Consider the following 25,519-nt stretch of genomic DNA (forward strand, 5'->3'; position numbering starts at 1 on the left):
TATTTTAAGGCATTACCCGCAATCGGAACGTTGTTGAGCGGTGCTTTGGCCGTCTGAAAGAATACCGTCGCATTGCGACACGTTACGACAAAACGGCGAGGAATTATCTGGCAATGTTGAAACTGGGCTGCATCCGCCTGTTTTACCAGAGGTTATGTAATTAAGGGACACAGCCTAGGAGGAAACATTTTATAACCGCTTATAACTTTTTTCTCAGAGGATTAATGAAGGTGCGATTTAATTGTGACTTATTAGAGTATAACACTCTCTTTATCATGAAGTTTTTACGATGCCAGCCATTTCCCGCTATTCCTCCCGTAAATCCCGCTTTCTTGACAGCATGGATGTGCTGGTTCCATGGGACGATATTGCTGATATCAGCGGGCAAGACGAAGCTCACTGGCGCACAGGGAAACATGGAGATTACGTTCCAGCGCTAGTAGATTTAGCATCCGACCTTGGTAGCTATCAATCTTCACCAGCAGTTCTGGTAGGCGTTTCAACGGCAGGACAGGGTGATGTTGGGTCACAACGCTATCCAGATCGTAAGCTGGATTGTATTTGATCACGCCTTGCTGCACCGCGTGACGCATGATTTTAGTCAGATGCTGGCGCACCCGACCAGCGACGTCATGCACGCCTTTATCGTCAATCGCTTTAACCAGTTGTGCCAGGTCGCGGGTTTCAATCTGAGCGATATCCATCGCGCCAATCGTGGGGAAAAAGTAGCGTTTCAGGCAGGTAAGAATTTTATCGGCGTGCGCGTCCGACCAAAGCTTAAGGCTGCTGGTGTGCCACGCTGTTGCGATATACCGAAAGGTGCGGGATTCCTCAACGGCGGGATTGTTCGATTTACGAAGCTGAAAAGGGCTGAGTCCAGACGCCAGCAACTTGCGCGCTGCATCGCGCTTTTCGCGGGCTGCTGCCAATGAAATCAACGGGTAAGCGCCAAGGGCGAGGCGGTTCTCTTTACGGTCGAAGGTATAGCGGAAATACCACCGTTTAGCACTGATGTAGCCCCCTGTAACACCAGACAGTAGCTGTATCTCCAGATAAGAGATAGGCTTAGATATATGTCTAACAATCATGCTAATTTTGAAATGACCGGGATCCTGTTAGGGCAAGAAGTCCGTAAGCGTAAAACTCCGCAAGAGAAAATCGCCATCATTCAGCAGACAATGGAGCCGGGGATGAACGTCTCCCATGTAGCCCGCCTGCATGGCATCCAGCCCAGCCTTTTGTTTAAGTGGAAGAAGCAATACCAGGAAGGAAGCCTCACCGCCGTTGCGGCCGGAGAAGAAGTGGTTCCAGCTTCGGCGCTGGCGACTGCCCTCAAGCCATATCGTTATACACATCTTTCTAACGCACTGTTTAATCAATTAGTTACGGGTTTATCTCAGAGTGGCATTTTGAACCTCAAAAAGCCAATGGGATGGCTTGAATGCCTTAATTCACGGGGTTCTGAGCATCCTGTTCAAAAAATGGCCAAAAGATGTGTATAACGATATGCCCTCAAGCAGGTCCGGGAGCTACAGCGCCTTCTGGGTAAGAAGACGATGGAAGTTGAGATCCTCAAAGAAGCAGTGGAGTACCGCCAGTCGCGAAAATGGATAGCGCACGCGCCCTTGTTGCCAAAGGACGGGGAATAGCTCTGGTCAGCCGCGCCATGAGCGTGTCGCGTGCGCAGCTGTCACTGCGGGTTAACCGTTCTGCCGACTGGCTGGACAGGCGCAGCAACCGGCGTAATGACGAAGCTGATGCTGAGATATTATCGGACATCCTCCGTATCATCAGCGACATGCCCAGTTACGGTTACCGCCGAGTGTGGGGTATCCTGGGTAAGCAACGTCGTGCAGAGGGATTTCCACCGGTGAACGCCAAACGGCTTTACAGGATAATGAGCGAGCATAACCTGCTGTTGTTGCATGATAAAACTGAACGTCCGAAGCGGGAGCATAAAGGCAAAATCGCGGTAGCAGAGAGCGATATGCGCTGGTGCTCAGATGGCTTCGAGTTCGGTTGTGACAACGGCGAGAAGCTGCGGGTGACGTTCGCACTGGACTGCTGCGACCGGGAGGCCATAGACTGGGCAGCGAGCACCAGGGGTTATGACAGTTCAACCGTGCAGGATGTGATGCTGAGGTCGGTGGAAAAACGCTTCGGTAGCGCGCTGCCGGATAAACCAGTGCAATGGCTGACGGATAATGGTTCAGCGTACACAGCGCATGAAACGCGGAAGTTCGCCAGAGAACTGAATCTGGAGCCCTGCACAACAGCAGTGAGCAGTCCACAGAGTAACGGCATGGCAGAACGGTTCGTGAAGACGATGAAGGAAGATTACATCGCCTTCATGCCAAAACCCGATGTGCGAACAGCGCTGAAGAATCTTGCAGCGGCGTTCAATCATTACAATGAAAACCATCCGCACAGTGCGCTGGGATACAACTCCCCAAGAGAATATCGGCGCCAGCGGGCATCGTTAACTTAAGATACAAAAGCTGTCCGGAGATGGTGGGTCAAGATCATACCACCGTTTAGCACCATGAGTAGATATCGTTAGATGAAGCCCTAACACATCGGTGAGCTTGTATGATTTTTCGAGGTTTTTTGCTGAGCGGATCTTGCTATCCGTTAACATGGGTGGGTCACTTAGTTCATCGAACTGAATGACCCGTAATTTGACCCACTTTTTTCCGGATACGTAGGGGATAACTAAGAAAGCATCGGGAAAGATTTTTATGCCACTCTGCTTACATTACAGATACATAGGGATTTATAGGAACGTATAGGGAGGCATAAAAAAGGAGAAGTGGTGCCCGGACTCGAACCAAGGACACGGGGATTTTCAATCCACTGCTCTACCGACTGAGCTATCCGGGCAACGGGGCGAATTAAACCGTATTGGGTCAGTGCCGTCAATGAGTTTATATCACATTCCCGTACGAATGCTGTGAATTCGAGCAGTGACGTGCGTTTTTACAGCAAAAATGGCTTTTCTGGGTTTGAATACCTGCCAGGCAAACGTTTTCTTATTCGGCGCAATTGCTATTGGGCGTATTGTGTTTGCAAAAAAATCGTGCCACTATGACGCCGTTTTTTACTCTGTAGTGGCACACTGATACTGGCCACCTGAGCGGAGGTGATATGCTCACCTCATCAACACGACAGGTGACCTCATGGGTAAACATTTTACGGCGGAATTTAAGCTCGAAGCCGCAAAGCTGGTTGTCGACCACGGCTACACATACGTTAAGGCCGCAGAGGCGGTTAATGTCAGCCATTCTGCCATTAGTCGCTGGGTCAATAAGCTTCGCCTTGAACGACAGGGAAAAACGCCAACGGGACTTCCTCTTACCCCTGAACAGCTCGAGCTGCGTGAGATGAAGAAAAAAGTCCAATGCCTTGAAATGGAGAACGAAATCCTAAAAAAGGCTACGGCGCTCTTAATGTCGGACTCACTCAACGGTTCACGGTAGTCGACAGGCTGAGGGCGCGATACCCGGTCACGCCGTTGTGCCAAACTTTTGAGGTACATCGCAGCAGCTACAGGCACTGGCAGGCTTCCGCTAATGAACCCGACGGTGAGCGCGTGGTTAAGTGTAGCCGCGTCATGGAAGCCTGGAACGCCAGCGGCGGCTCTGCCGGCGCTCGAAGTATCGCGACCATCGTCACCGGCAGCTCCGGTGTCAAAATGGGGCGCTGGCTGGCTGGCAAGCTGATGAAGGAGCTGGGTATCGCCAGCTGCCAGCGACCGGCTCACAAATACAAACGCGGCGGCAATGAACACGTTGAAATACCGAACTATCTCAACCGCCAGTTCGCGGTTACCGCGCCGGATCAGGTCTGGTGCGGCGATGTGACCTACATCTGGACGGGCAAATGCTGGGCTTACCTTGCGGTGGTGCTAGATCTGTTCGCCCGCAAACCGGTGGGCTGGGCCATGTCGACGTCGCCGGACTCGGCGCTGACAGTTAAAGCGTTGCAGATGGCCTGGGAACTCCGGGGACAACCAACAGGAGTCATGTTCCACAGCGACCAGGGCAGCCACTATACCAGCCGTCAATACCGGCAAGCCCTGTGGCGCTGCCGGATAAAGCAGAGTATGAGTCGGCGGGGTAACTGCTGGGATAATGCGCCAATGGAGCGGTTCTTCCGCAGCCTGAAGACAGAATGGGTGCCGACAAAGGGTTACAACAGCTTCAGCGAAGCCCAGGACGCGATTATCCGCTACATCACGGGGTATTACAGCGCTATCCGGCCTCACTGGTATAACGGCGGCTTAACTCCAAACGAATCTGAGCGACTGTTCTACATACAGTCTAATGCGGTGGCCAATATTAGTTGACCACTACAATGCTACCCTTTCTCGTCTGTGCTGGCAAAAAAACGTCAGCGGCGGACAAACGCGTGAAAGCATGGCATGTGGAAAGGGCGTGTGGGAACCGGACGAAAGGCTGAAAGGCGTTATCTGAAAAAAATCCCCTTCTGGCGCATCGTGATGCTAAAAGGGAACGTTGATTAACCGCTGCGGTTTTAACCGTGACAGTTTTAACGGCGATAGTTTTTCTGCGTCGAGTTGACCTTGTAGAGATAGCGCCGCGATTCGGCTGACGGGTGCTTGGTGGTCAATGTATCGTAGACTTCACTCGGCGACATTTGGTTGATCAGGCTAACGGCCCTGTCCTTGTCGCTGGAGAATGCGCGCAGCACGCTGCCCGCACCACCGTTATACGCCGTAATAACAGCATAGCGACGTGAGGTAGGGTTCTCGATACCACCCAGATAGGTGTTTTTCAGAATCGCCAGATAAGCCACGCCGGTATCGATGTTATTCTCAGGATCGAACAGGTAGCTACGGCTCGGCTGCCCCCATTTTCCTTTGCTCTTGAACACATCACGTCCGGCGCTGTGCTGCACTACTTGCATCAGTCCTAATGCGTCAGAACGGCTGACCGCGTAAGGGTTGAAACTGGATTCGGTTTGCATGATTGCCAGAATCAGCGATTCTTCAATGCCATAGCGTTCGGAAGCCTGACGAATCAGCGGCAGATATTTATGCGCACGTTTGTCCAGATGGTTTGGCACCAGTTGGAAAGTGACAGACCAGATCACATGCAGTCCGGAGGTCCGTTTCTGCAAGCGGTTTTGCAGCAGATAATCGGCAAAGCTGGCGGCGCGCCCTTCCCAGCGAATGGGTTGTCCGGTGTTGTCTAACACCTGGCCGTATAGCATTGGTTCACGGCTGATTTGAATGTCATTGGCGTCAGAGTAGAGGTCCGTATTGCTGGCGTCATCGCCCATCAACAGTGTGGTGATGATGGCCTGGCGTAAACTCGGGACGTAATTGGTCGCTGAAATGGTCTCGATAGTAATCGTACCGGCATCAAAGTTGATGTGACTACGGGTTTGATATTGATCGGTATACTTGACGTAATCTTTCGGGCCGGCAATCAGCACTTCGTTCAGGCCCCAGATATTCTCGATGTTGTGGGCGAACTGCCCCATCAGAATGTCAAAGGCGTTGGTATCCTTGATGAATTCTTCATTATTGAGATCGCCGCGCTTGCCGGAACAGGAGATCAGCAAGGGCGCAACGAGCAACAACGCTAGCAATTTCTTCATAGATGATTCGTTATAAGTATCTTGTTATTAACGGTTCATTAGCAACGCGGTGTCAGCATAAAGAGACAAAAGGGCCACAAGGCCCTGATATCATGCGCTGGGAGGGGTATAGCCTTCGATGTGGACCTCTTTACCCTCGAACAGGAACTTAATCATCTCTTGTTCCAGCAGTTTGCGGTGCTCCACGTTCATCATATTGAGCTTTTTCTCGTTGATCAGCATGGTTTGCTTGGTCTGCCATTGCGCCCACGCCTCTTTCGAAATTTCCTGATAGATGCGTTTGCCCAATTCTCCCGGATAAAGCTGAAAATCCTGCCCTTCGGCTTCACGTTGTAAAAAAGTACAAAAAATAGTTCTGCTCATGCTGATTCCTCTTGGATAACGCGTGCTGGTCAGATCAAACTGCCGCCGGAGTGTAGCGTTAACATACGTAATAGTCGTTCCACCGGTGCAGCTAGCCCAACGGCGGGCGGTTGCGCCAAGTTATACCAGATACCGGTCTTTTCCTCCATGCAAGCATGGTGCAAAGCGTGAGGAATGTCATTGGGTAATGCGAGCCAGAGCGGAACAATATCCATATGGAAATGGCTAAAGGTGTGGCGAAACGACACCAATTGCTGCACATCTGTGATTTTCAGACCGCGTTGTTGCAGCCAAGGTTCCACATCATCATGGGTGTTGAATTGTGGAAAGCAAAACAATCCGCCCCATAACCCGCTGGCAGGCCGCTGTTGCAGCCATACGTCATTACCTCGTTGCAGTAATAGAAACCAGGCGCTTTTTTCCGGTAACGTCTGCTTCGGTTTTTTACCCGGATAGCTGGCCCAGCTGTGGTTGGCATAAGCGATGCAACCGTTGCTTAGTGGGCAAAGTTCGCATTTGGGGCGGCTGCGGGTGCACACCATTGCACCTAAATCCATCATCGCCTGATTAAACTGGCTAACGCCTTGTGCGGGTGTAACCTGCTCGCTATGGGACCAGAGCTGGTGCTCAACCTCTTTTTTACCCGGCCAGCCGGCTACCGCGTAGCAGCGTGCCAGCACGCGTTTTACATTGCCATCAAGAATCGGGTGATGCTGACCGAGAGAAAGGGACAGCACTGCGCCCGCGGTAGAACGCCCGACACCCGGTAGCGCGCAAACGGCGTCCAATGTGGTAGGAAACTCTCCGCCGTGTTGCTCCACGATGGTTTGCGCGGCTTTGTGCAGGTTGCGTGCACGCGCGTAATAACCCAGCCCGGTCCACAGGTGCAGCACCTCATCCAAGGGGGCGGCGGCAAGGGTGCGTACATCGGGAAAGCGTGCAATAAAACGTTGAAAATAGGGGATGACCGTGGTGACCTGCGTCTGTTGTAACATGATCTCGGAGAGCCATACGGTATAAGGCGTTTTCTCTTGTTGCCACGGCAGTGTCTTGCGGCCATAGCGCTCATACCATGCCAACACCTGCTGCGCGAACGGCTGCGCTTGCATCATAAAAAAGCCACTCTCTTGCCGGGTGAAAAGTCTGACAGCGATTCCAGCACAGAGTGAATGTGCTGTAAACCGGAACTTTCCGAGGTATCCCCCTTGCTAAACCGCGGTATCCTTGCATAATGCGCCTTTCTTTGGGCGAATTTGAACAGGCCATCGGCACACGTTTTTTATGATCAATAACGTCATTTCACCGGAGTTTGATGAGAATGGGCGTCCGCTGCGCCGTATTCGCAGTTTTGTGCGCCGTCAGGGGCGTTTAACCAATGGACAGCAGCAGGCGCTGGATAACTACTGGCCCGTGATGGGGGTAGAGTATCAGGCACAGGCGCTCGATTTTACCGCGCTTTTCGGTCGCGAAGCGCCGACGGTATTGGAAATCGGGTTTGGCATGGGGGCGTCGCTGGTCACCATGGCAGAGCAACACCCTGAGCAAAATTTTTTAGGGATTGAGGTTCATCTTCCCGGCGTCGGTGCCTGCCTGGCAGCGGCGCAGGACGCTAATCTGAGCAATCTGCGCGTGATGTGTCATGACGCGGTAGAAGTGCTGGAGCAGATGATTCCCGACGGGGCGCTGGCCATGGTGCAGCTCTTTTTCCCTGATCCTTGGCATAAAGCGCGCCATAATAAACGTCGTATTGTACAAAAAGCCTTTGCGGAGCGGGTGCTGCGCAAGCTGGCTAAGGGTGGTGTGTTTCATATGGCGACAGACTGGGAGCCTTATGCGGAACATATGCTTGAGGTCATGCGCGATGTGGCGGGATACCGTAATCTCTCTGCCACACAGGACTACGTTCCTCGCCCATCATCTCGCCCGTTAACCAAGTTCGAAGCGCGCGGCCAGCGGTTGGGCCACGGAGTATGGGATCTTATGTTTGAGAGGATAGAATAATGGCACAACAACGCAGTCGTCGTTTGTGCAAAAAGTTACACATTGATGAGTTTCAGGAACTGGGCTTTTCGGTAAGCTGGCGTTTTGCTGAGGGCACGTCGGTCGATACCATCGATGCCACTCTGGATAAGTTTGTTGACGATGTGATTGATCCGGCTGGCCTGGCATTTGAAGGCAGCGGTTATCTGCATTGGGAAGGGTTAATCTGCTTGCAGAAGACCGGCCATTGTACCGATGCGCACCGTGAGCAGGTCGTTGCCTGGCTGAAAGCCCAACAGTTGCAAGAGGTTAAAGTTAGCGAACTGTTCGATATCTGGTGGGATCTGCCGGAAAATCTGCTCTCCTGATTCTGTTTTTATAGGAAGACGACATGTTGCGATCGGTAATGCTCTCTCTGCTGGCTTTGTTTTCCTGGCAGGCACAGGCGGCGTATCAATGTGAAGTGAATCCGCAGGATGACATCTTCATTACACCGCAACAGGTGCAGGTGGTTGGCGCAAGTGGCAATCTGGTGATTTCGCCGCAGGGCGATGTCACCCGCAACCAGACGGCAGTAACGCTTACTGCGGCACAACGTCAGCAGGCGAAAGCGTATCAAGCGGATTTGCGTCAGCAACTGCCGTGGATTGAGCAGGGTGCACAGGCGCATCGGGAAAAAGCGCGCGTGGCGCTGGATGGTGTCATTGCTAAGGAACTTGGAAGTGACAGCAATGTGCGTGCCCGTCTGACCACGTTGGATACCCAACTCAAGCAGCAGATGGCGCGCATTCTCGAGCCGCGCAGCGATGGCATTGCGTTTCATCACCAGGCCGTCAAACAGGTGGAGCAGGATGGCCGCCAGTTGGTGCAGCAAGCCCTTGGCGGTGTGTTGCAAGACAGCCTGAACGAGATGGGTGTAAAGCAGCTTTCCAGCGGCGGCAATCCGTTGCAGGCGATGATGGGTAACCTTGGCAACCTGCAACAAGCGATTCAAACTGAGTGGAACAGCCAGGAACTCACGTTCCAGCGCTTTGGCAAGGATGTATGCCAGCGAGTCATTTCACTGGAAAACCAGCGTAAGCATTTGCTTAAATCCCTGCCGTAATCGTATCTACAGCGCCACTCTGATGAAAACAAGTATTTCGTCAGAGTGGCTTTTTTATGCCCCCGCTTTATCCCCGGAACTTGGCAAGGCGTATAGCCGATTTGTGAAAGCTAGTTATGGTTATACATATATCATGCTTTTACTCGATTCTATTTCTCTCATGCCGTTGTAAAAATAAAGAAGAATAAATGTGAAGTAGTAAGTGGATGACCTTTAAAGGGGACCCTGTACATAAATTTGTGTAATTGCCTGATTTTGATATGTTCAATCCAACATCAAAAACAGGTTAATTTATGGACGAAAAACAGTTGCAGGCTCTGGCTAACGAACTGGCCAAAAATCTCAAAACCCCTGACGATCTCAGCCAATTCGATCGCCTGCTGAAGAAAATCAGCGTTGAGGCTGCTCTCAACGCCGAAATGTCCCACCATCTGGGCTACGATAAAAATCAGCCCAAACCGGGGGCCAACTCCCGCAACGGCTATTCCACAAACACCGTGACCACCGGCGATGGCCCTCTGGAACTACGTACTCCGCGCGATCGTGATGGCTCCTTCGAACCATAACTGGTGAAGAAAAACCAGACCCGGATCACCGGGATGGATAACCAAATCCTGTCCCTGTACGCCAGAGGGATGACCACCCGCGAGATAGCGTCTGCGTTCAAAGAGCTGTATGACGCGGATGTCTCACCGGCGCTGGTCTCGAAGGTCACCGACGCCGTGATGGAACAGGTTACTGAATGGCAAAATCGTCCACTGGATGCAGTCTATCCCATTGTTTACCTTGACTGTATCATCCTGAAGGTCCGGCAGGACAGTCGCGTCATCAATAAATCCGTGTTCCTGGCACTGGGTATCAACATCGAGGGCCAGAAAGAACTGCTGGGTATGTGGCTGGCCGAAAACGAGGGCGCGAAGTTCTGGCTCAATGTGCTGACAGAACTAAAAAACCGCGGCCTGAACGATATCCTCATCGCCTGTGTTGACGGTCTGAAAGGCTTCCCGGACGCCATCAACGCGGTGTATCCGGAAGCCCGCATCCAGCTGTGCATCGTGCACATGGTACGCAACAGCCTGAGGTTCGTCCCTTGGAAGGACTACAAAGCCGTCACACGCGACCTGAAAGCCATTTATCAGGCCGCTACGGAAGAAGCAGGCCAGCAGGCGCTGGAAGCATTCGCCAGCGCATGGGACAGCCGCTATCCACAGATAAGCCGGAGCTGGCAGACGAACTGGAGCAATCTGGGGTAATGACTCCAATTAGTAGAACATGTGTTTTTCGATGAAGGCTCCGATGACTTTTTCGTGGATCTCGACGGAGCGCGAGAAGCAAATCGTTTTACGCGCCAGTCGTTTAATGCGGGTACGGAGCGTCAGGTTATTGCGCTCTATGCGTTGCGTGAAGATCTTGCCAGTCAGATGTTTCTGCTTCGGAACCTCTCTTGCATAGCTGCCCCAGTTGTCACTGGTAATCATGCCGATGTTGAACGGTGTCAACAGAGCCAGCAATTCACGGCAGGTCTCATCGGTTCGGGGGCCAAAAGTGTAGACCAGAACACCGCCCGTTTTGGTATTGTAAGCGTACCAGAGCCAGTGCTGTAGCGCCTGACTGCCAACGAAGCTCCATTGCTCATCAAGTTCACAGATAAGGGCGACGTCGGCGTGAGCAACGGGAGAAGACGTTATCCTGCGGGGCGAGAGCTTTTTAAAGCCCGGATGACCGTATTGATGCCGATTTTCAACGTTCTGGCGGTATCGCGAACACCGGCACCGTTGAAGGCCATATCAACGATCTGCTCTTTGACTCCCGGCTTTCGCGCTTCATAGCGGTAGGTAAGCTGGAATACACGGCGACAGCAGTGACACCGGAAGCGTTCGCGCTTAGTTGGACTAAGGCCATGTCGATAAACTTTATCTGAATGGCAGAGAGGGCAATGAACAAAAACAGTGATCTTGACCCACCATCTCCGGACAGCTTTTGTATCTTAAGTTGTATTAGCTCAGACCTGATCTGACAGTTACCGGTTATTTATACAGGTGTCTGTCAGATTAAATCTAGTTCAGATTTTTTTCTGCCCAGACTCGTTTACCATCAAGTAACGTGGCCATTGGCGTACGCCCGCAGCACATTTTACCCTGATGAGTTCGCTCATTATTGTAATGCCACAACCAGTTGTCCAGATCCTTTTGTAGACTTTCTAGGTCCTCGTATAACGTCTTACGGAACGCAACCTGATAAAAATCCTGCAAAATAGTTTTATGGAAGCGCTCGCAGATACCGTTTGTCTGCGGAGACATCGCTTTCGTTTTCGTATGGTCTATATCGTTGATAGCCAAGTACAGCTGATAGTCATGTTGTTCCACTTTACCGCAGTACTCCGTCCCCCCCCTGTCCGTCAGTATTCTTAGCATTGGCAGCCCCTGAGCTTCGTAGAACGGCAGCACGCGATCATTGAGCAGGTCGGCGGCAGAGATCGGTGCTTTACTCGTGTAAAGCTTGCAGTGCGCCACTTTCGAGTACGTATCCACGAACGTCTGCTGGTAGATACGGCCAACACCTTTCAGATTACCCACGTAGAAGGTGTCCTGCGACCCCAGATAACCCGGGTGAGCAGTCTCTATTTCACCACAGGCTTCGTCGTCGTGCGCCTTCTTCTCCAGTGCAGCGATTTGAGCATCAGTAAGTACGATGCCTTCTCTGGCAACTTTTTCCTCAAGTGCCTTCAGGCGCTTACGAAAGTTTTCCAGATCGTGTCGTTGCCAGATGGAGCGCACACCGCTGCCAGAAATGAAGACGCCTTTTTTACGCAGCTGATTACTGGTCCGGTGCTGGCCATGAGCCGGGAACTCAATGGCGTAATCAACAACCGCACGTTCAGTGGCTTCATCAGCACGGTTTTTCAGGTTGGGAACCCGGCGGTTTTGGTTAACCAGAGCGTCAATGCCGCCTTCTGCCGCCAGTTCCTGATAGCGATAAAACGTGTCGCGTGACACCCCCATGATTTTACAGGCTTTTGATACGTTACCGAGTTCTTCGGCGAGATTGAGCAGGCCGGCTTTGTGTTTGATGATGGGATTGTTAGTATGAAGCATGAGAGTTACCTCGTGTTTTGTATAAGGATTCGACACCCATATCAAAACCGGTAACTCTCAACCTTTCAAGGTCCAGTGTCAGATCAAGTCGCGACTAATACACTTAAGTTAACGATGCCCGCTGGCGCCGATATTCTCTTGGGGAGTTGTATCCCAGCGCACTGTGCGGATGGTTTTCATTGTAATGATTGAACGCCGCTGCAAGGTTCTTCAGCGCTGTTCGCACATCGGGTTTTGGCATGAAGGCGATGTAATCTTCCTTCATCGTCTTCACGAACCGTTCTGCCATGCCGTTACTCTGTGGACGGCTCACAGCTGTTGTGCAGGGCTCCAGATTCAGTTCTCTGGCGAACTTCCGCGTTTCATGCGCTGTGTACGCTGAACCATTATCCGTCAGCCATTGTACTGGTTTATCCGGCAGCGCGCTACCGAAGCGTTTTTCCACCGACCTCAGCATCACATCCTGCACGGTTGAACTGTCATAACCCCTGGTGCTCGCTGCCCAGTCTATGGCCTCCCGGTCGCAGCAGTCCAGTGCGAACGTCACCCGCAGCTTCTCGCCGTTGTCACAACCGAACTCGAAGCCATCTGAGCACCAGCGCATATCGCTCTCTGCTACCGCGATTTTGCCTTTATGCTCCCGCTTCGGACGTTCAGTTTTATCATGCAACAACAGCAGGTTATGCTCGCTCATTATCCTGTAAAGCCGTTTGGCGTTCACCGGTGGAAGTCCCTCTGCACGACGTTGCTTACGCAGGATACCCCACACTCGGCGGTAACCGTAACTGGGCATGTCGCTGATGATACGGAGGATGTCCGATAATATCTCAGCATCAGCTTCGTCATTACGCCGGTTGCTGCGCCTGTCCAGCCAGTCGGCAGAACGGTTAACCCGCAGTGACAGCTGCGCACGCGACACGCTCATGGCGCGGCTGACCAGAGCTATTCCCCGTCCTTTGGCAACAAGGGCGCGTGCGCTATCCATTTTCGCGACTGGCGGTACTCCACTGCTTCTTTGAGGATCTCAACTTCCATCGTCTTCTTACCCAGAAGGCGCTGTAGCTCCCGGACCTGCTTGAGGGCATATCGTTATACACATCTTTCTAACGCACTGTTTAATCAATGAGTTACGGGTTTATCTCAGAGTGGCATTTTGAACCTCAAAAAGCCAATGGGATGGCTTGAATGCCTTAATTCACGGGGTTCTGAGCATCCTGTTCAAAAAATGGCTAAAAGATGTGTATAACGATATGGCTTGAGGGCACCTCGTTATACACATCTCTGTTCGTGCCTGAGCGCGCGTAGCGTTTCGGCGACCGTCATGACTTTCTGCAAGCCTTTCCAGATAGTTTTTGCGCCTGGTTCACCGTCGCCTTTTCGAGCAAGAAAGCCTCCCAGTTGCGCAACTAAGCGCAATACTTCGTTTAGCTTAGGGCGGCCCTTGGGCATACGCTTGTTCATCAGTAGGTAAGCGCCATGAGTCTCGTCGGAATCAAAGAACAACATTGCGTCCAGCTCTGGACAGGTTCGTCCCATACGCATTAAATAGGCGATGCGCCATGCCACGATCATGAACAGCGCCAATGCCCGCTCAATGCGATCCACGGTCGATAACTGTAACGCTTCGACACAGCAGCCGTTCTTCAGCACATTGAAGAACATCTCGATTTCCCATCTAGCCCGATACCAGTCGATCAGCTCCACGATATCTTCTCGTCCTTCAGGTACGCGATTACTCAGCAACCGCCACTCGACCGGCTTCACGCCTGCTGGCGGCTCAATTTCCTTGGCTATCACACAAGTCACTGCCAACCCGCAACGCAGCGACACTCGCTTCACGCGCAGCGCCTGTTTCACCGTACGCGCCTTCTGCCCCGCGCGAGCCGCCATAACGAATTGGATTTCTCCCACCGGCACGGTCTTTCCAACCTTCTGCCAAAGCTTCTCATTACAGTCCAGACTGCGATTATGAGTCGAGCGGATCAACCAGTCAGCCGGAGTGCCAAGGTCATCAGCGAGCTGCATCAACGCCTTGATATCCGCTTCGCGATCGGCTAAGTACACCAGACGTGTGTTTGGCAACTCCGAGGCGAGTTCAGCAACTCGCTCGTATCCCTCGAGCCAGCGCGTACTCTCCTTGAGCCCATCGCGTTTTCCGTCTGCATCCTTCGGCTCTCTTGCCCACATCCACGCATCCAGTACGCCCAACCCCACGCGATCCGGACTGACCGCGTAGGTCGGATGCAGGTACAGACCACGCCTGGCTTCGTAGTTCAAGGGACCCAAGCCTTGGATTTGCTGCCCGTTGAAGTCAAGCTCGGTAGTGTCTTGGATACACAGCACAACCTCGTGTTCTCGGATCCTTTCCTGCGTACGCTGCCAGTGAGGTTGCAGAATGTCTCGCCATTCGAATGCTTGGTTCTCCATGAAGCGGTAAGCACCCAGCGTCTCAGACCATCCGAGGCACGCATGCGGAATGCTGGCTTGCGGATTCTCAGCCAGCCGTATCAAAAGCCCTTTGGCACGCTTATTGAGCCTCGTGTCACCAAGATTTACCCCTTCCAGTTCTTGGTGTGCCCAGCCATCTGAATCCCGTGTCATTTTTCAGCGCCGTAAATGGCGATAGTACACGTCGGTTTCACTTCATTTACAACCCCACCGGCTGCCTATTTCAGCCCGCTAACCCTTGGCATATAAGGCGTTGCGGACTTGTGTATAACGAGGTGTCCTATAACAAGGCCCTCAAGCAGCGCGGTTCTCTAACCGTATGGCTAGATGAATCAGCCATTGCTGCATGTAGTGGCACACTGATACTGGCCACCTGATCGGAGGTGATATGCTCACCTCATCAACACGACAGGTGACCTCATGGGTAAACATTTTACGGCGGAATTTAAGCTCGAAGCCGCAAAGCTGGTTGTCGACCACGGCTACACATACGTTAAGGCCGCAGAGGCGGTTAATGTCAGCCATTCTGCCATTAGTCGCTGGGTCAATAAGCTTCGCCTTGAACGACAGGGAAAAACGCCAACGGGACTTCCTCTTACCCCTGAACAGCTCGAGCTGCGTGAGATGAAGAAAAAAGTCCAATGCCTTGAAATGGAGAACGAAATCCTAAAAAAGGCTACGGCGCTCTTAATGTCGGACTCACTCAACGGTTCACGGTAGTCGACAGGCTGAGGGCGCGATACCCGGTCACGGCGTTGTGCCAAACTTTTGAGGTACATCGCAGCAGCTACAGGCACTGGCAGGCTTCCGCTAATGAACCCGACGGTGAGCGCGTGGTTAAGTGTAGTCGCGTCATGGAAGCCTGGAACGCCAGCGGCGGCTCTGCCGGCGCTCGAAGTATCGCGACCATCGTCACCGGCAGCTCTGGTGTCAAAATGGGGCGCTGGCTGGCTGGCAAGCTGATGAAGGAGCTGGGTATCGCCAGCTGCCAGCGACCGGCTCACAAATACAAACGCGGCGGCAATGAACACGTTGAAATACCGAACTATCTCAACCGCCAGTTCGCGGTTACCGCGCCGGATCAGGTCTGGTGCGGCGATGTGACCTACATCTGGACGGGCAAATGCTGGGCTTACCTTGCGGTGGTGCTAGACCTGTTCGCCCGCAAACCGGTGGGCTGGGCCATGTCGACGTCGCCGGACTCGGCGCTGACAGTTAAAGCGTTGCAGATGGCCTGGGAACTCCGGGGACAACCAACAGGAGTCATGTTCCACAGCGACCAGGGCAGCCACTATACCAGCCGTCAATACCGGCAAGCCCTGTGGCGCTGCCGGATAAAGCAGAGTATGAGTCGGCGGGGTAACTGCTGGGATAATGCGCCAATGGAGCGGTTCTTCCGCAGCCTGAAGACAGAATGGGTGCCGACAAAGGGTTACAACAGCTTCAGCGAAGCCCAGGACGCGATTATCCGCTACATCACGGGGTATTACAGCGCTATCCGGCCTCACTGGTATAACGGCGGCTTAACTCCAAACGAATCTGAGCGACTGTTCTACATACAGTCTAATGCGGTGGCCAATATTAGTTGACCACTACATTCCACTTAAACAAAAGGCTGGGCTGGATGCCATGCAGGCGGGCTACATGGGAGACGTTCATCCCCGGCTTCATTGTCTGCTGAATGATGGCGATTTTCTCTTGCGGAGTTTTACGCTTACGGACTTCTTGCCCTAACAGGATCCCGGTCATTTCAAAATTAGCATGATTGTTAGACATAGATCTAAGCCTATCTCTTATCTGGAGATACAGCTACTGTCTGGTGTTACAGGGGGCTACATCACAATGAACAAAAACAGTAACCACGTGGAAACCTCAAATAGCGGCAGAATATCACAAAAGCCAACTATTTGAAGGCATTACCCAATCTGGCAACGTTCTTCGCTTACCCGGCAGATATCCGCAAAGTCATCGACACAACCAACGCCATCGAGTCGCTGAACAGTGTGATCCGGCATGCGATTAAAAAACGCAAGGTGTTCCCGACTGACGACGCAGTGAAAAAGGTGGTGTGGCTGGCAATCCAGTCGGCCTCACAGAAATGGACGATGCCACTGCGGGACTGGCGTATGGCAATGAGCCGTTTTATTATCGAGTTCGGTGACCGCCTGGACGGTCACTACTGAGAAAGGCATTTACACAGAATCATGTACAGGGTCCGGCCCATCACTCGTTCCGTGTCCCCCCTCTTTACTTCCTCCGTCGCTTGTCCTTTCTAAAAATAACTAATTATATTGACGATATGTAATCTTTTCTATTTGAAGATATACATTCTCATTCTTTTTCTTGACAATCATTAAGTTACAGGTTGCCAAATCTGATGTGAAATCAATTTTCCATTATTATTGAATCAAGATGTTGGTGGCCCGCTGGTATATCTTGTCCAAAGTGAACGTAATGGTATCGATTTCCTTGAGAATTTAGCAATGTTATTGGATGAAGATAGAAATATCGATAAAGAAAAAAGGATAGTCGTTAGGCTTCTTAACGGCGTTTTACGTGGGTGTGAGTTTGCCTTGCTTGAAGGGAACACACTTTTTCTTTCTACTGATGAAGAAACGATTAGCAAGCAATATAATGGCACACAGATGCCTGATAATACTATTTATATTCCTGCTGAACAAACGAATGTAAGTTTCGAGATAATCGTTAAACTGGGTGGCTCATGCGACGTTTACATGCGTGAGATCTCTGACGATGGCTCACCAATGATAGCATTGTCAGAAAATGAAGTTATCACCGTCGGGATGCAAAAATTTGTCTGGCGAAATCAACATTCTGAATTCTCGGACGCTATCTTATCCGGAGAATACCCGGACAGTGCCAAGGTACAATCATCAACGGCAACCGAGATTGTCAAGAATACCAAAAGTTTATGGTATAAAACATTGGCAGCAGTTGTTTTATTGAGTGCCGTGTTTGTCGCGGGCTATGGTTACCTTACGGGAACACAGCGTCAGCTTGATAATGTCTCTACATTATTGAATTTTGCCTCTGATGATTATCAGATAGTTTATGCTCGTGATAATTGGATTTATGTTTTTGCTGGCAGTGAAAAAGCGACTGATTGGGCTATTCAAACCATGGTCAGAAATCCGCTGCGCCAACAGGTTAATGTTGTCAATATTGCCAGTGAAGAAGAGCGAATTTCGCGTTGGGTGGAAACCTATTGGCCTGCATTGAAGTTTCATCAGATACGGTTGAGTGACCCACAACATCCGATTCTTAGAATTAGTACAGAAAGAAATGAATTAAGTGAAAAGGCACGCGGTGATTTTATTGCTGCACTGAAAGAAAAATTTCCTTATATGGATTCAGTAAGGCTAGATAATCTGGAGGATAAAACTATCAGGAGCATTGCCAATCAAGGATTGAAAAAAATGGCGCTCTCTTTTCGTGAGATAGACAATGGCGATACTATCACCTTTGTTATATTGGGCGTCATTGAGGATGGTATGCTCGAAAGTATCAAGAATTTTGTCAATCAATACTATCAACAATGGGGTGGAAGGTATGTTCACTTTTCTGTTGAGCTGGAAACTGATTGGTTCAAAGATAAATCTTTTAAATTTGGCGAACAAAGCTATATAAAGCTTGGCGCTGGACATTGGTATTTCCCAAAAACATAAGTAAGGAGCTTATATGAGTAACATGAAATTAAAAAGTACAGATTTTACATGGGATGGTTATTTGTCGAACAAATCATCAACCTTCAATAATGGTGTGACAAACCTTAATTCTGAATTGGATTCGGCGCTAAAAAAACTGGCAGAAGATCCTTCTAATCCAGAGCTGTTGGCGATTTATCAGTCTCGCTTGTCAGAATATACGCTGTACCGTAATGCACAATCTAACGTTGTGAAGGTATACAAAGACGTAGGCTCTGCGATTATTTCCAACTTCCGTTAATGTTGTTACCAGGAGTAGGATATGAATAATAATACCAGTATGGTGACACAGTTATCTGGCAATTGGCATGATATTACCATGCCAGAATCTGCCAATGTGTCGTTGGAAGATCGTCTGCTTCGCGCTTATGCGCGGGAATCGGTAAATATGTCTGCGGAACAGCGTGACGTAATTTCATTGTTGGAGAACACTAATGCTTCCACAGATCCTGAAATGTTGGCAGAACTTCAACAGCGAACTTCTGACTATAACTTACATGTATCACTCATCAGTACATTGACGCGTAAAGGGGTCAGTGCTGTTGAAACATTATTACGTTCATAATCATGAATAAATACCTGTTATTTCCCATACTGGCAGTTTTTCTTGTAGGTTGTAAGCAAGATATTTTGCTGAAAGGGTTAGATCAACAGCAGGCTAATGAAGTTATTGCGCTGTTACAGCGCAATAACATCAAGGTTGATAAAAATGAGATTAAAAAAGAGGGGTATAGTCTCTCTGTCAGTTCTCAGGATTTTTCGGCTTCTGTTGATTTAATGAATACTTATGGGCTGCCACGCCCTCCAGCAATCGACATTGCGAAGATGTTTCCTGCTGATGCGCTTGTTTCTTCTCCGCGCGCTGAAAAGGCTCGCCTCTATTCCGGAATTGAGCAAAGACTTGAACACTCATTGTTGTCAATTTCAGGGGTGGTTTCTGCTCGCGTACATGTGAGCTACGATATGAGCTCCAGCGATGGTGATAGGAAAAGATCGGCGGTTCATCTTTCAACATTGCTCAATCATGATAATAGCATTACTGATACCACCTTATTAATCAGTGATGTAAAGCGCTTTCTTAAGAATAGCTTCGAGGACGTTAATTACGACAATATTTCCGTCGTGTTATCCAAGATCAATGACGTTCAGCGGTATGCGCCGTTATCCATTCAAGCGACAAAGTCTAACACACCAACGTGGTTAATAAGTCTTGGCGCGGTAACCGTTGCCTTGTTAGCTGCCGTGCTGTTATTTATTAGTCAAAGCCATCATGCATTTTTAGGTAAGCTAAAGAAGCATATTCTGACACAGACTAATAATAAAAGTACACCGGATGATCCTAAACCCCGTGTAGATGCTCCTGAAGATAAAAAATAGCGGATATCTGAATGTCATGGAAAGATTAATGCATAAAGAGCAAAGGGAATGCGGTAATGTTCTGAATATCATATATAATCCGATATCCTGGATTCATCCAAAACGTTTTTCACTGCCACCTGGGTTTTCTACGCCAGGGTGTCATCGAATTATAAATGATATTTTAATCGAAAACTTTTCCCTTTCGGTTGAACCGCTAGATTTAAATAATGAAAGAGAGCTATATTTAGCTGCGCATTGGCATTTGTTATCCAAAGCAGCCTTTATGGTGGCTTGTCAACGGCATAAGATCAATCTTTTTCAGTGTGGCATCTGGTGGAAGCTTGAAAAATCTGTCAGACAGTTTTCATTGTTGAATCTTATTGAAAGTAAACCGATGAATGCATCTCCTTATTCTCTTGAACAATATGCGCTGTGCGCTAAACGAGAGGTTGATTTATTCTCCGCTTCTGTCTCGAGGGTAATGAGAGAACGACTGCCATTATTGTTTTTACCGGGCGACGATATGGAAACTGTGTCGCCAACATTAACTGGTGATAATGAATTAGCAATGAGGATGGCCATTCAATATGCTCAAAGAAGTTGAGACTTCATATGCAAATATGCTGCAAGAAAATGTGCTGTTAACAAACAAGAATCGTGTAGCACATAATCTGAGAATCAGCGTCGTGGCGCAGGCCCGGGAACATGCCAAAAAGATCATCAGCGATGCCAGCCGTGACGCTGAGGCAATACGTCAGCAGGCCTATCGCGATGGTTATGAGCACGGCGTTGTGACGTCAATTGAAACAGTAAACAGTTTTATTGAGGATAAACAAGGTATTGTGAATGAACTCTATGGACAGGTTCGCCAGCGCGCAAAGCGTCTGCTGAGTGACACTGTCAATAAGGAAAGCGTGATTTGCGCCTTGTTTGAAAGTTGGGCCGATGAGATTGATGGTCGAGATGATAAAACGCCTTTTTATATCCTTCTTCCTAGCGACAGACGCCGTTATAAACGCAGATTAATGGCGTATATTGATAGTATGCATCGGGGGGGCGTCATTTTTGAGTATCATCAAAATTTGCGATATGTATTTAAGTATCGTGAGCAACTGGTCGAATTTTTACCAGAGACTTTTGTTGATAATCAAATAGATACGTTTTTTGACACGCAATCATTGTATGAGAGTTGTGAACAACTTTCTCAGAAAACACTGGAAAAACTTCACGAACAACTTGGAACGTATTCACCGTCGCGTGAAGTGTTGGTATCGGATAATGATGATAATCAAGGAAAATAAGCAATGACAACGATTAATTCTCTATCAAACTCCACCGTTTCGCTTTATGAAACTGATGGAGATATCAAAGAAATTAGCCAAATAATCAATGGGTTATATGAAGATGAGATCAATAATTATGCTATGCGGTTTATGTATAACGAGTGGATGCAAAAAGTCTTGTTATCAGATGGGCTCGATCCTGATGAAAATTATGACTGGTAAACCCACTTTTTTCGCAGCCAGCACCCTGTTTCTATCGTTGTTGTTGGTGGGATGTCAGTCTGCGACACGTTCACTTCCAGATAGCGCTGGTAGCGCTAGCAGAAACAGTACAGGCCTTGAGTTTGCAGGACAAACATGTCGTACCGATCCCCTTTATAGTGCTTCTGGGGGGCCCGATGCGCTCTATGCTGAAATGAATGAATGCGTTCGTGCTCAGAAGTTCGACCGAGCTGTATTTCTTTATGCCTTGGCGGGAAGCTACACATGGTTTGATGCAAACCGTATTGGTACACAATATGCCAAGATGGCACATGGAAAACGCTTAGGTGAAGCTTTGGCACAACTGTCCGAAAAGCAGGTGAGTCAATTTTGGGAGCATATTCGCGCGACGATGCAAGATCCCGGCAAAAAATCCATGATATGCGGCAAGGTCAAGCAGGCTGGTATGCCTACGCACAGCATAGATTACATGCGTGTTGAGAAATCTTCGGGTGCGCCTGCCAAACCGAGAGAACAATACCAGTGGGAGATGGATGTAGATAATTACTTGTTATGTAAGTAGTATTATTTTTTTTGATATTAAATTTTGGTTTAATTTATTTTTATAGTATTTTGTGTTAATGAAGGCGTTGTTTTTTTACTTGGGGTGGCTTTGTTGAATAATAGGGAATCGTGCTGTTTTACTATGCCCATTTTGGTAGAAAATGCTTATCACCTCAGGCATTCCGTTTTCTCATGATGCTTAACTGCATGATTTTACGTTGCTGGAAACAATCGTTTTACTGGGCTGGTAGCATAAAATCTGTTTATTCAACAAAGCCACTTGGGGTTTTTAGTGCATTGGTCTGAACTTACCAATGAATTTGGTGATTAAAATTATCGATTCTCGTATATTATCTGTGACATTGGTTCTACCACTTTTGTTCTGCTGATATGCCTGAAAAACGTTTTAAGCAGTGTTTCATCTGTTTGCTCTAAAAAACCGAAGTAAAGTCATTACCGCTTGTTGGGAATAGCTCTGTTAAGTGAGTGTACGTGTTATTCCTTTATTGCGCAAAGTTATGCCTCTATTTCGTAAGGAATAGTAAAAATGGAATTTCATCAATTTATATTTGAAGGTTTTTCTTTTCATAATGGTCAATTACTGACAAAAGATAAAGGCGCTATTTATTTAGCGCCGAAAGAGAGTGCGGTATTACTCTTTATGTTACAAAACGCACATACCGTTATTTCAAAAGATGCAATAATTGAACATGTGTGGAAGGGGGGATTGGTCTCCGATGAGTCATTAACGCGTTGTATTTATGTTTTGCGCCGCACGTTGGGTCACTCAAGAAAAAAAAGATTTATCGATAACATCTACGGCAAGGGCTATCGTTTTGTCCCTGAGGTTCAAGTCGCCAATCTCCCTGAAAAAGCGGTTCAACCGACCTTGACCGCGAACCACAATGACATGACCGCCTTTGATGCTTCCGTTGAAAAGAGAACATGCAATATTGCATTGTTCATCTTTGAGATGCAGCATCGATATCAAGCTATTTCACTCCACGATCAACTGATTGATTGGTTGCATTGTCTGGATTTGCCCATTAACGTTGTTTCGTCTTGTCTGACGCGCAGCGTCCAGGATTACAGTAGCTACCTATCAGCAATCGAAAAATCACAGGCAGACTATTATATTTCTGGTATGGAAATTCGGCATGGTGAAAAATCTATCATCCGTATTGAACTGACTCGGGCAAAGGATCACTCGGTGTTATATCGAGAAGGAGTCCATTTCACGAGCGATCATCACATCAATTACCGGTTGCTATGCAGGGCCATTCTAACGCTTTTGTCTGCGATTGATCCATCGATGGGAACGGATCCGGCAACGATCAATGTGCATCCTTTGAGCTCGAACGTGGCGCAGCATGACGCATTGCAGTTCTCACTTTCAGCGCTTGAGAAATTTATGCCTCAAGCAGTGAAATTAAGACGACATGGCGAAACCAGTATCAGTGAGTTATGCCGCATTGCCGGTTCTTATTAGGGTCTTCTCTTGTTGTGGTGGCTGAAGGCATGATAATGGTGCATTTAATCGCCAGAGGTCACCGCCATGGACGAAAAGTCTCTCTACGCTCATATTCTCAACCTGTCCGTTCCGTGGCAGGTAAGATCCCTTTCTCTCGATGAAAATGCCGGTTCTGTTACTGTCACTGTGGGAATCGCTGAAAACACCCGGTTAGCCTGTCCGACCTGCGGTAAATTCTGTTCTGTTCACGATCACCGTCATCGTAAATGGTGATGTAGCCCCCTGTAACACCAGACAGTAGCTGTATCTCCAGATAAGAGATAGGCTTAGATATATGTCTAACAATCATGCTAATTTTGAAATGACCGGGATCCTGTTAGGGCAAGAAGTCCGTAAGCGTAAAACTCCGCAAGAGAAAATCGCCATCATTCAGCAGACAATGGAGCCGGGGATGAACGTCTCCCATGTAGCCCGCCTGCATGGCATCCAGCCCAGCCTTTTGTTTAAGTGGAAGAAGCAATACCAGGAAGGAAGCCTCACCGCCGTTGCGGCCGGAGAAGAAGTGGTTCCAGCTTCGGCGCTGGCGACTGCCCTCAAGCAGGTCCGGGAGCTACAGCGCCTTCTGGGTAAGAAGACGATGGAAGTTGAGATCCTCAAAGAAGCAGTGGAGTACCGCCAGTCGCGAAAATGGATAGCGCACGCGCCCTTGTTGCCAAAGGACGGGGAATAGCTCTGGTCAGCCGCGCCATGAGCGTGTCGCGTGCGCAGCTGTCACTGCGGGTTAACCGTTCTGCCGACTGGCTGGACAGGCGCAGCAACCGGCGTAATGACGAAGCTGATGCTGAGATATTATCGGACATCCTCCGTATCATCAGCGACATGCCCAGTTACGGTTACCGCCGAGTGTGGGGTATCCTGCGTAAGCAACGTCGTGCAGAGGGACTTCCACCGGTGAACGCCAAACGGCTTTACAGGATAATGAGCGAGCATAACCTGCTGTTGTTGCATGATAAAACTGAACGTCCGAAGCGGGAGCATAAAGGCAAAATCGCGGTAGCAGAGAGCGATATGCGCTGGTGCTCAGATGGCTTCGAGTTCGGTTGTGACAACGGCGAGAAGCTGCGGGTGACGTTCGCACTGGACTGCTGCGACCGGGAGGCCATAGACTGGGCAGCGAGCACCAGGGGTTATGACAGTTCAACCGTGCAGGATGTGATGCTGAGGTCGGTGGAAAAACGCTTCGGTAGCGCGCTGCCGGATAAACCAGTGCAATGGCTGACGGATAATGGTTCAGCGTACACAGCGCATGAAACGCGGAAGTTCGCCAGAGAACGGAATCTGGAGCCCTGCACAACAGCAGTGAGCCGTCCACAGAGTAACGGCATGGCAGAACGGTTCGTGAAGACGATGAAGGAAGATTACATCGCCTTCATGCCAAAACCCGATGTGCGAACAGCGCTGAAGAATCTTGCAGCGGCGTTCAATCATTACAATGAAAACCATCCGCACAGTGCGCTGGGATACAACTCCCCAAGAGAATATCGGCGCCAGCGGGCATCGTTAACTTAAGATACAAAAGCTGTCCGGAGATGGTGGGTCAAGATCAAATGGCGGCACCTCGATACCTGCCAGTTCACCACGCTGGTTGAAGCAGAGGTTCCCCGCATTATGTGTCCGGAGCATGGCTGCCAGACGTTGCCTGTTCCGTGGGCAGGGCCTGGCAGCCGGTATACGCTGCTGTTCGAATCGTTCGTGCTCTCATGGCTGAAAATCAGCACCGTTGATGCTGTCAGGAAACAACTTAAGCTCAGCTGGAATGCGGTTGACGGCATTATGATCCGGGCCGTTAAGCGAGGTCTTGCCCGGATAAAAAAGCCATTATCCTCCCGTCATATGAATGTGGATGAGGTCGCCTTTAAAAAAGGGCATCGTTACATAACGGTGATCTCCGATCGCGATGGACGGGCGCTGGCCTTAACGGATGATCGCGGCACTGTAGTGGCACACTGATACTGGCCACCTGATCGGAGGTGATATGCTCACCTCATCAACACGACAGGTGACCTCATGGGTAAACATTTTACGGCGGAATTTAAGCTCGAAGCCGCAAAGCTGGTTGTCGACCACGGCTACACATACGTTAAGGCCGCAGAGGCGGTTAATGTCATATCGTTATACACATCGTTCTAACGCACTGTTTAATCAATGAGTTACGGGTTTATCTCAGAGTGGCATTTTGAACCTCAAAAAGCCAATGGGATGGCTTGAATGCCTTAATTCACGGGGTTCTGAGCATCCTGTTC

22 protein-coding genes and 11 pseudogenes are annotated in these 25,519 nt (G+C 49.6%); 23 read left to right on the forward strand and 10 right to left on the reverse strand.

Annotation, left to right across the window (positions count from 1 at the left end; all coding sequences use genetic code 11):
• Positions 1-17: 17 nt before the first annotated feature.
• Positions 18-164, forward strand: a pseudogene (locus tag ACWWJF_RS10835) (transposase); the annotation flags it as partial.
• Between the two features lie 216 nt (positions 165-380).
• Here the strand turns inward: ACWWJF_RS10835 and ACWWJF_RS10840 are convergent.
• Positions 381-1,088 (reverse strand): annotated as a pseudogene (locus ACWWJF_RS10840) (tyrosine-type recombinase/integrase); the annotation flags it as partial.
• Between the two features lie 12 nt (positions 1,089-1,100).
• On the opposite strand from ACWWJF_RS10840, the pseudogene ACWWJF_RS10845 reads away from it, so the two are divergent.
• Both ACWWJF_RS10845 and ACWWJF_RS10850 read left to right on the forward strand, forming a co-directional pair.
• Positions 1,101-1,328 (forward strand): annotated as a pseudogene (locus ACWWJF_RS10845) (transposase); the annotation flags it as partial.
• Positions 1,329-1,508: 180 nt separating this feature from the next.
• Positions 1,509-2,488 (forward strand): annotated as a pseudogene (locus ACWWJF_RS10850) (IS3 family transposase); the annotation flags it as partial.
• Positions 2,489-2,524: 36 nt separating this feature from the next.
• Here ACWWJF_RS10850 and ACWWJF_RS10855 read toward each other — a convergent pair.
• Positions 2,525-2,638: pseudogene (locus ACWWJF_RS10855) on the reverse strand (Arm DNA-binding domain-containing protein); the annotation flags it as partial.
• Positions 2,639-3,176: 538 nt separating this feature from the next.
• Here ACWWJF_RS10855 and ACWWJF_RS10860 point away from each other — a divergent pair.
• Positions 3,177-4,345 (forward strand): IS3 family transposase gene (locus tag ACWWJF_RS10860; protein WP_455869435.1). Its coding sequence is split into 2 segments (ribosomal slippage): positions 3,177-3,432 and positions 3,432-4,345, totalling 1,170 coding nucleotides; the frame shifts between segments, so codons are not numbered across the junction.
• A 203-nt stretch (positions 4,346-4,548) separates the two neighbouring features.
• On the opposite strand, the gene mltC is transcribed toward ACWWJF_RS10860, so the two are convergent.
• The 3 genes from mltC to mutY form a co-directional block, all read right to left on the reverse strand.
• On the reverse strand, positions 4,549-5,622 hold the full coding sequence (mltC, locus tag ACWWJF_RS10865) for a membrane-bound lytic murein transglycosylase MltC (RefSeq protein WP_455869436.1): 1,074 nt from the start codon (positions 5,620-5,622) through the stop codon (positions 4,549-4,551).
• 90 nt (positions 5,623-5,712) lie between these two features.
• Positions 5,713-5,985: an oxidative damage protection protein gene (locus tag ACWWJF_RS10870; RefSeq protein ID WP_196905913.1), complete on the reverse strand. Its 273-nt coding sequence runs from the start codon at positions 5,983-5,985 to the stop codon at positions 5,713-5,715.
• A gap of 29 nt (positions 5,986-6,014) precedes the next feature.
• Positions 6,015-7,097, reverse strand: a complete 1,083-nt coding sequence (gene mutY, locus ACWWJF_RS10875) for an A/G-specific adenine glycosylase (RefSeq protein ID WP_455869437.1) — start codon at positions 7,095-7,097, stop codon at positions 6,015-6,017.
• A 169-nt stretch (positions 7,098-7,266) separates the two neighbouring features.
• On the opposite strand from mutY, the gene trmB reads away from it, so the two are divergent.
• From trmB to ACWWJF_RS10895, 4 genes and pseudogenes are all read left to right on the forward strand, one after another.
• Entirely contained in the window at positions 7,267-7,986 is a 720-nt protein-coding gene (trmB, locus tag ACWWJF_RS10880) for a tRNA (guanosine(46)-N7)-methyltransferase TrmB (RefSeq protein ID WP_455869438.1), read from the forward strand.
• Complete coding sequence (locus tag ACWWJF_RS10885) at positions 7,986-8,333, forward strand: YggL family protein (RefSeq protein WP_455869439.1); 348 nt, start codon at positions 7,986-7,988, stop codon at positions 8,331-8,333. Before trmB ends, ACWWJF_RS10885 begins: the two co-directional genes overlap by 1 nt.
• Positions 8,334-8,356: 23 nt before the next feature.
• On the forward strand, positions 8,357-9,070 hold the full coding sequence (locus tag ACWWJF_RS10890; protein WP_455869440.1) for a DUF2884 domain-containing protein: 714 nt from the start codon (positions 8,357-8,359) through the stop codon (positions 9,068-9,070).
• Positions 9,071-9,363: 293 nt separating this feature from the next.
• Positions 9,364-10,317 (forward strand): annotated as a pseudogene (locus tag ACWWJF_RS10895) (IS256 family transposase); the annotation flags it as partial.
• A 15-nt stretch (positions 10,318-10,332) separates the two neighbouring features.
• On the opposite strand, the gene ACWWJF_RS10900 reads toward ACWWJF_RS10895, so the two are convergent.
• The 4 genes and pseudogenes from ACWWJF_RS10900 to ACWWJF_RS10915 all read right to left on the reverse strand — a co-directional run bounded on the left by ACWWJF_RS10900 (position 10,333) and on the right by ACWWJF_RS10915 (position 14,766).
• A protein-coding gene (locus tag ACWWJF_RS10900; RefSeq protein WP_455871039.1) for an IS1 family transposase occupies positions 10,333-11,024 on the reverse strand; the annotation gives its coding sequence in 2 pieces (ribosomal slippage) (positions 10,333-10,784 and positions 10,784-11,024; 693 coding nt in all).
• A 103-nt stretch (positions 11,025-11,127) separates the two neighbouring features.
• Positions 11,128-12,165 (reverse strand): IS481 family transposase, encoded by a 1,038-nt coding sequence (locus ACWWJF_RS10905; RefSeq protein WP_455869441.1) that lies wholly within the window; start codon positions 12,163-12,165, stop codon positions 11,128-11,130.
• 103 nt (positions 12,166-12,268) lie between these two features.
• Positions 12,269-13,248 (reverse strand): annotated as a pseudogene (locus ACWWJF_RS10910) (IS3 family transposase); the annotation flags it as partial.
• A 186-nt stretch (positions 13,249-13,434) separates the two neighbouring features.
• Positions 13,435-14,766 carry an IS4 family transposase gene (locus tag ACWWJF_RS10915; RefSeq protein ID WP_455869442.1) on the reverse strand — a complete coding sequence of 444 codons (1,332 nt, stop codon included), beginning with the start codon at positions 14,764-14,766 and terminating at the stop codon, positions 13,435-13,437.
• A gap of 267 nt (positions 14,767-15,033) precedes the next feature.
• Between ACWWJF_RS10915 and ACWWJF_RS10920 the strand changes: the two genes are divergently transcribed.
• A protein-coding gene (locus ACWWJF_RS10920) for an IS3 family transposase (protein ID WP_455868400.1) occupies positions 15,034-16,202 on the forward strand; the annotation gives its coding sequence in 2 pieces (ribosomal slippage) (positions 15,034-15,289 and positions 15,289-16,202; 1,170 coding nt in all).
• Positions 16,203-16,212: 10 nt separating this feature from the next.
• On the opposite strand, the pseudogene ACWWJF_RS10925 reads toward ACWWJF_RS10920, so the two are convergent.
• A pseudogene (locus tag ACWWJF_RS10925) lies at positions 16,213-16,362 on the reverse strand (transposase); the annotation flags it as partial.
• 173 nt (positions 16,363-16,535) lie between these two features.
• Between ACWWJF_RS10925 and ACWWJF_RS10930 the strand changes: the two are divergent.
• The 14 genes and pseudogenes from ACWWJF_RS10930 to ACWWJF_RS10995 form a co-directional block, all read left to right on the forward strand.
• A pseudogene (locus ACWWJF_RS10930) lies at positions 16,536-16,796 on the forward strand (transposase); the annotation flags it as partial.
• A 219-nt stretch (positions 16,797-17,015) separates the two neighbouring features.
• Entirely contained in the window at positions 17,016-18,299 is a 1,284-nt protein-coding gene (locus ACWWJF_RS10935; RefSeq protein ID WP_455869443.1) for a PrgH/EprH family type III secretion apparatus protein, read from the forward strand.
• Between the two features lie 13 nt (positions 18,300-18,312).
• Positions 18,313-18,579: a type III secretion system needle complex protein gene (locus tag ACWWJF_RS10940; protein WP_455869444.1), complete on the forward strand. Its 267-nt coding sequence runs from the start codon at positions 18,313-18,315 to the stop codon at positions 18,577-18,579.
• A gap of 21 nt (positions 18,580-18,600) precedes the next feature.
• Positions 18,601-18,903, forward strand: coding sequence for a type III secretion system inner rod subunit SctI (sctI, locus tag ACWWJF_RS10945; RefSeq protein WP_455869445.1), 303 nt, complete (start codon positions 18,601-18,603; stop codon positions 18,901-18,903).
• Positions 18,904-18,905: 2 nt separating this feature from the next.
• Complete coding sequence (locus ACWWJF_RS10950; RefSeq protein ID WP_455869446.1) at positions 18,906-19,715, forward strand: EscJ/YscJ/HrcJ family type III secretion inner membrane ring protein; 810 nt, start codon at positions 18,906-18,908, stop codon at positions 19,713-19,715.
• 16 nt (positions 19,716-19,731) lie between these two features.
• Positions 19,732-20,301 carry a hypothetical protein gene (locus ACWWJF_RS10955; RefSeq protein ID WP_455869447.1) on the forward strand — a complete coding sequence of 190 codons (570 nt, stop codon included), beginning with the start codon at positions 19,732-19,734 and terminating at the stop codon, positions 20,299-20,301.
• Positions 20,285-20,998, forward strand: a complete 714-nt coding sequence (locus tag ACWWJF_RS10960; protein ID WP_455869448.1) for a hypothetical protein — start codon at positions 20,285-20,287, stop codon at positions 20,996-20,998. The genes ACWWJF_RS10955 and ACWWJF_RS10960 overlap by 17 nt, the downstream gene beginning before the upstream one ends.
• 3 nt (positions 20,999-21,001) lie before the next feature.
• Positions 21,002-21,202: a hypothetical protein gene (locus ACWWJF_RS10965; protein ID WP_455869449.1), complete on the forward strand. Its 201-nt coding sequence runs from the start codon at positions 21,002-21,004 to the stop codon at positions 21,200-21,202.
• Positions 21,168-21,764 (forward strand): hypothetical protein, encoded by a 597-nt coding sequence (locus tag ACWWJF_RS10970; protein ID WP_455869450.1) that lies wholly within the window; start codon positions 21,168-21,170, stop codon positions 21,762-21,764. Before ACWWJF_RS10965 ends, ACWWJF_RS10970 begins: the two co-directional genes overlap by 35 nt.
• A gap of 528 nt (positions 21,765-22,292) precedes the next feature.
• Positions 22,293-23,234, forward strand: coding sequence for a winged helix-turn-helix domain-containing protein (locus tag ACWWJF_RS10975; protein ID WP_455869451.1), 942 nt, complete (start codon positions 22,293-22,295; stop codon positions 23,232-23,234).
• 66 nt (positions 23,235-23,300) lie between these two features.
• A pseudogene (locus tag ACWWJF_RS10980) lies at positions 23,301-23,486 on the forward strand (ISL3 family transposase); the annotation flags it as partial.
• Between the two features lie 91 nt (positions 23,487-23,577).
• A protein-coding gene (locus ACWWJF_RS10985; protein WP_455870930.1) for an IS3 family transposase occupies positions 23,578-24,785 on the forward strand; the annotation gives its coding sequence in 2 pieces (ribosomal slippage) (positions 23,578-23,899 and positions 23,899-24,785; 1,209 coding nt in all).
• Between the two features lie 36 nt (positions 24,786-24,821).
• Positions 24,822-25,211 (forward strand): annotated as a pseudogene (locus ACWWJF_RS10990) (helix-turn-helix domain-containing protein); the annotation flags it as partial.
• 72 nt (positions 25,212-25,283) lie between these two features.
• Positions 25,284-25,406 (forward strand): hypothetical protein, encoded by a 123-nt coding sequence (locus ACWWJF_RS10995; protein WP_455868630.1) that lies wholly within the window; start codon positions 25,284-25,286, stop codon positions 25,404-25,406.
• Positions 25,407-25,519 lie beyond the last annotated feature (113 nt).

The organism is Symbiopectobacterium sp. Eva_TO (assembly GCF_053848865.1).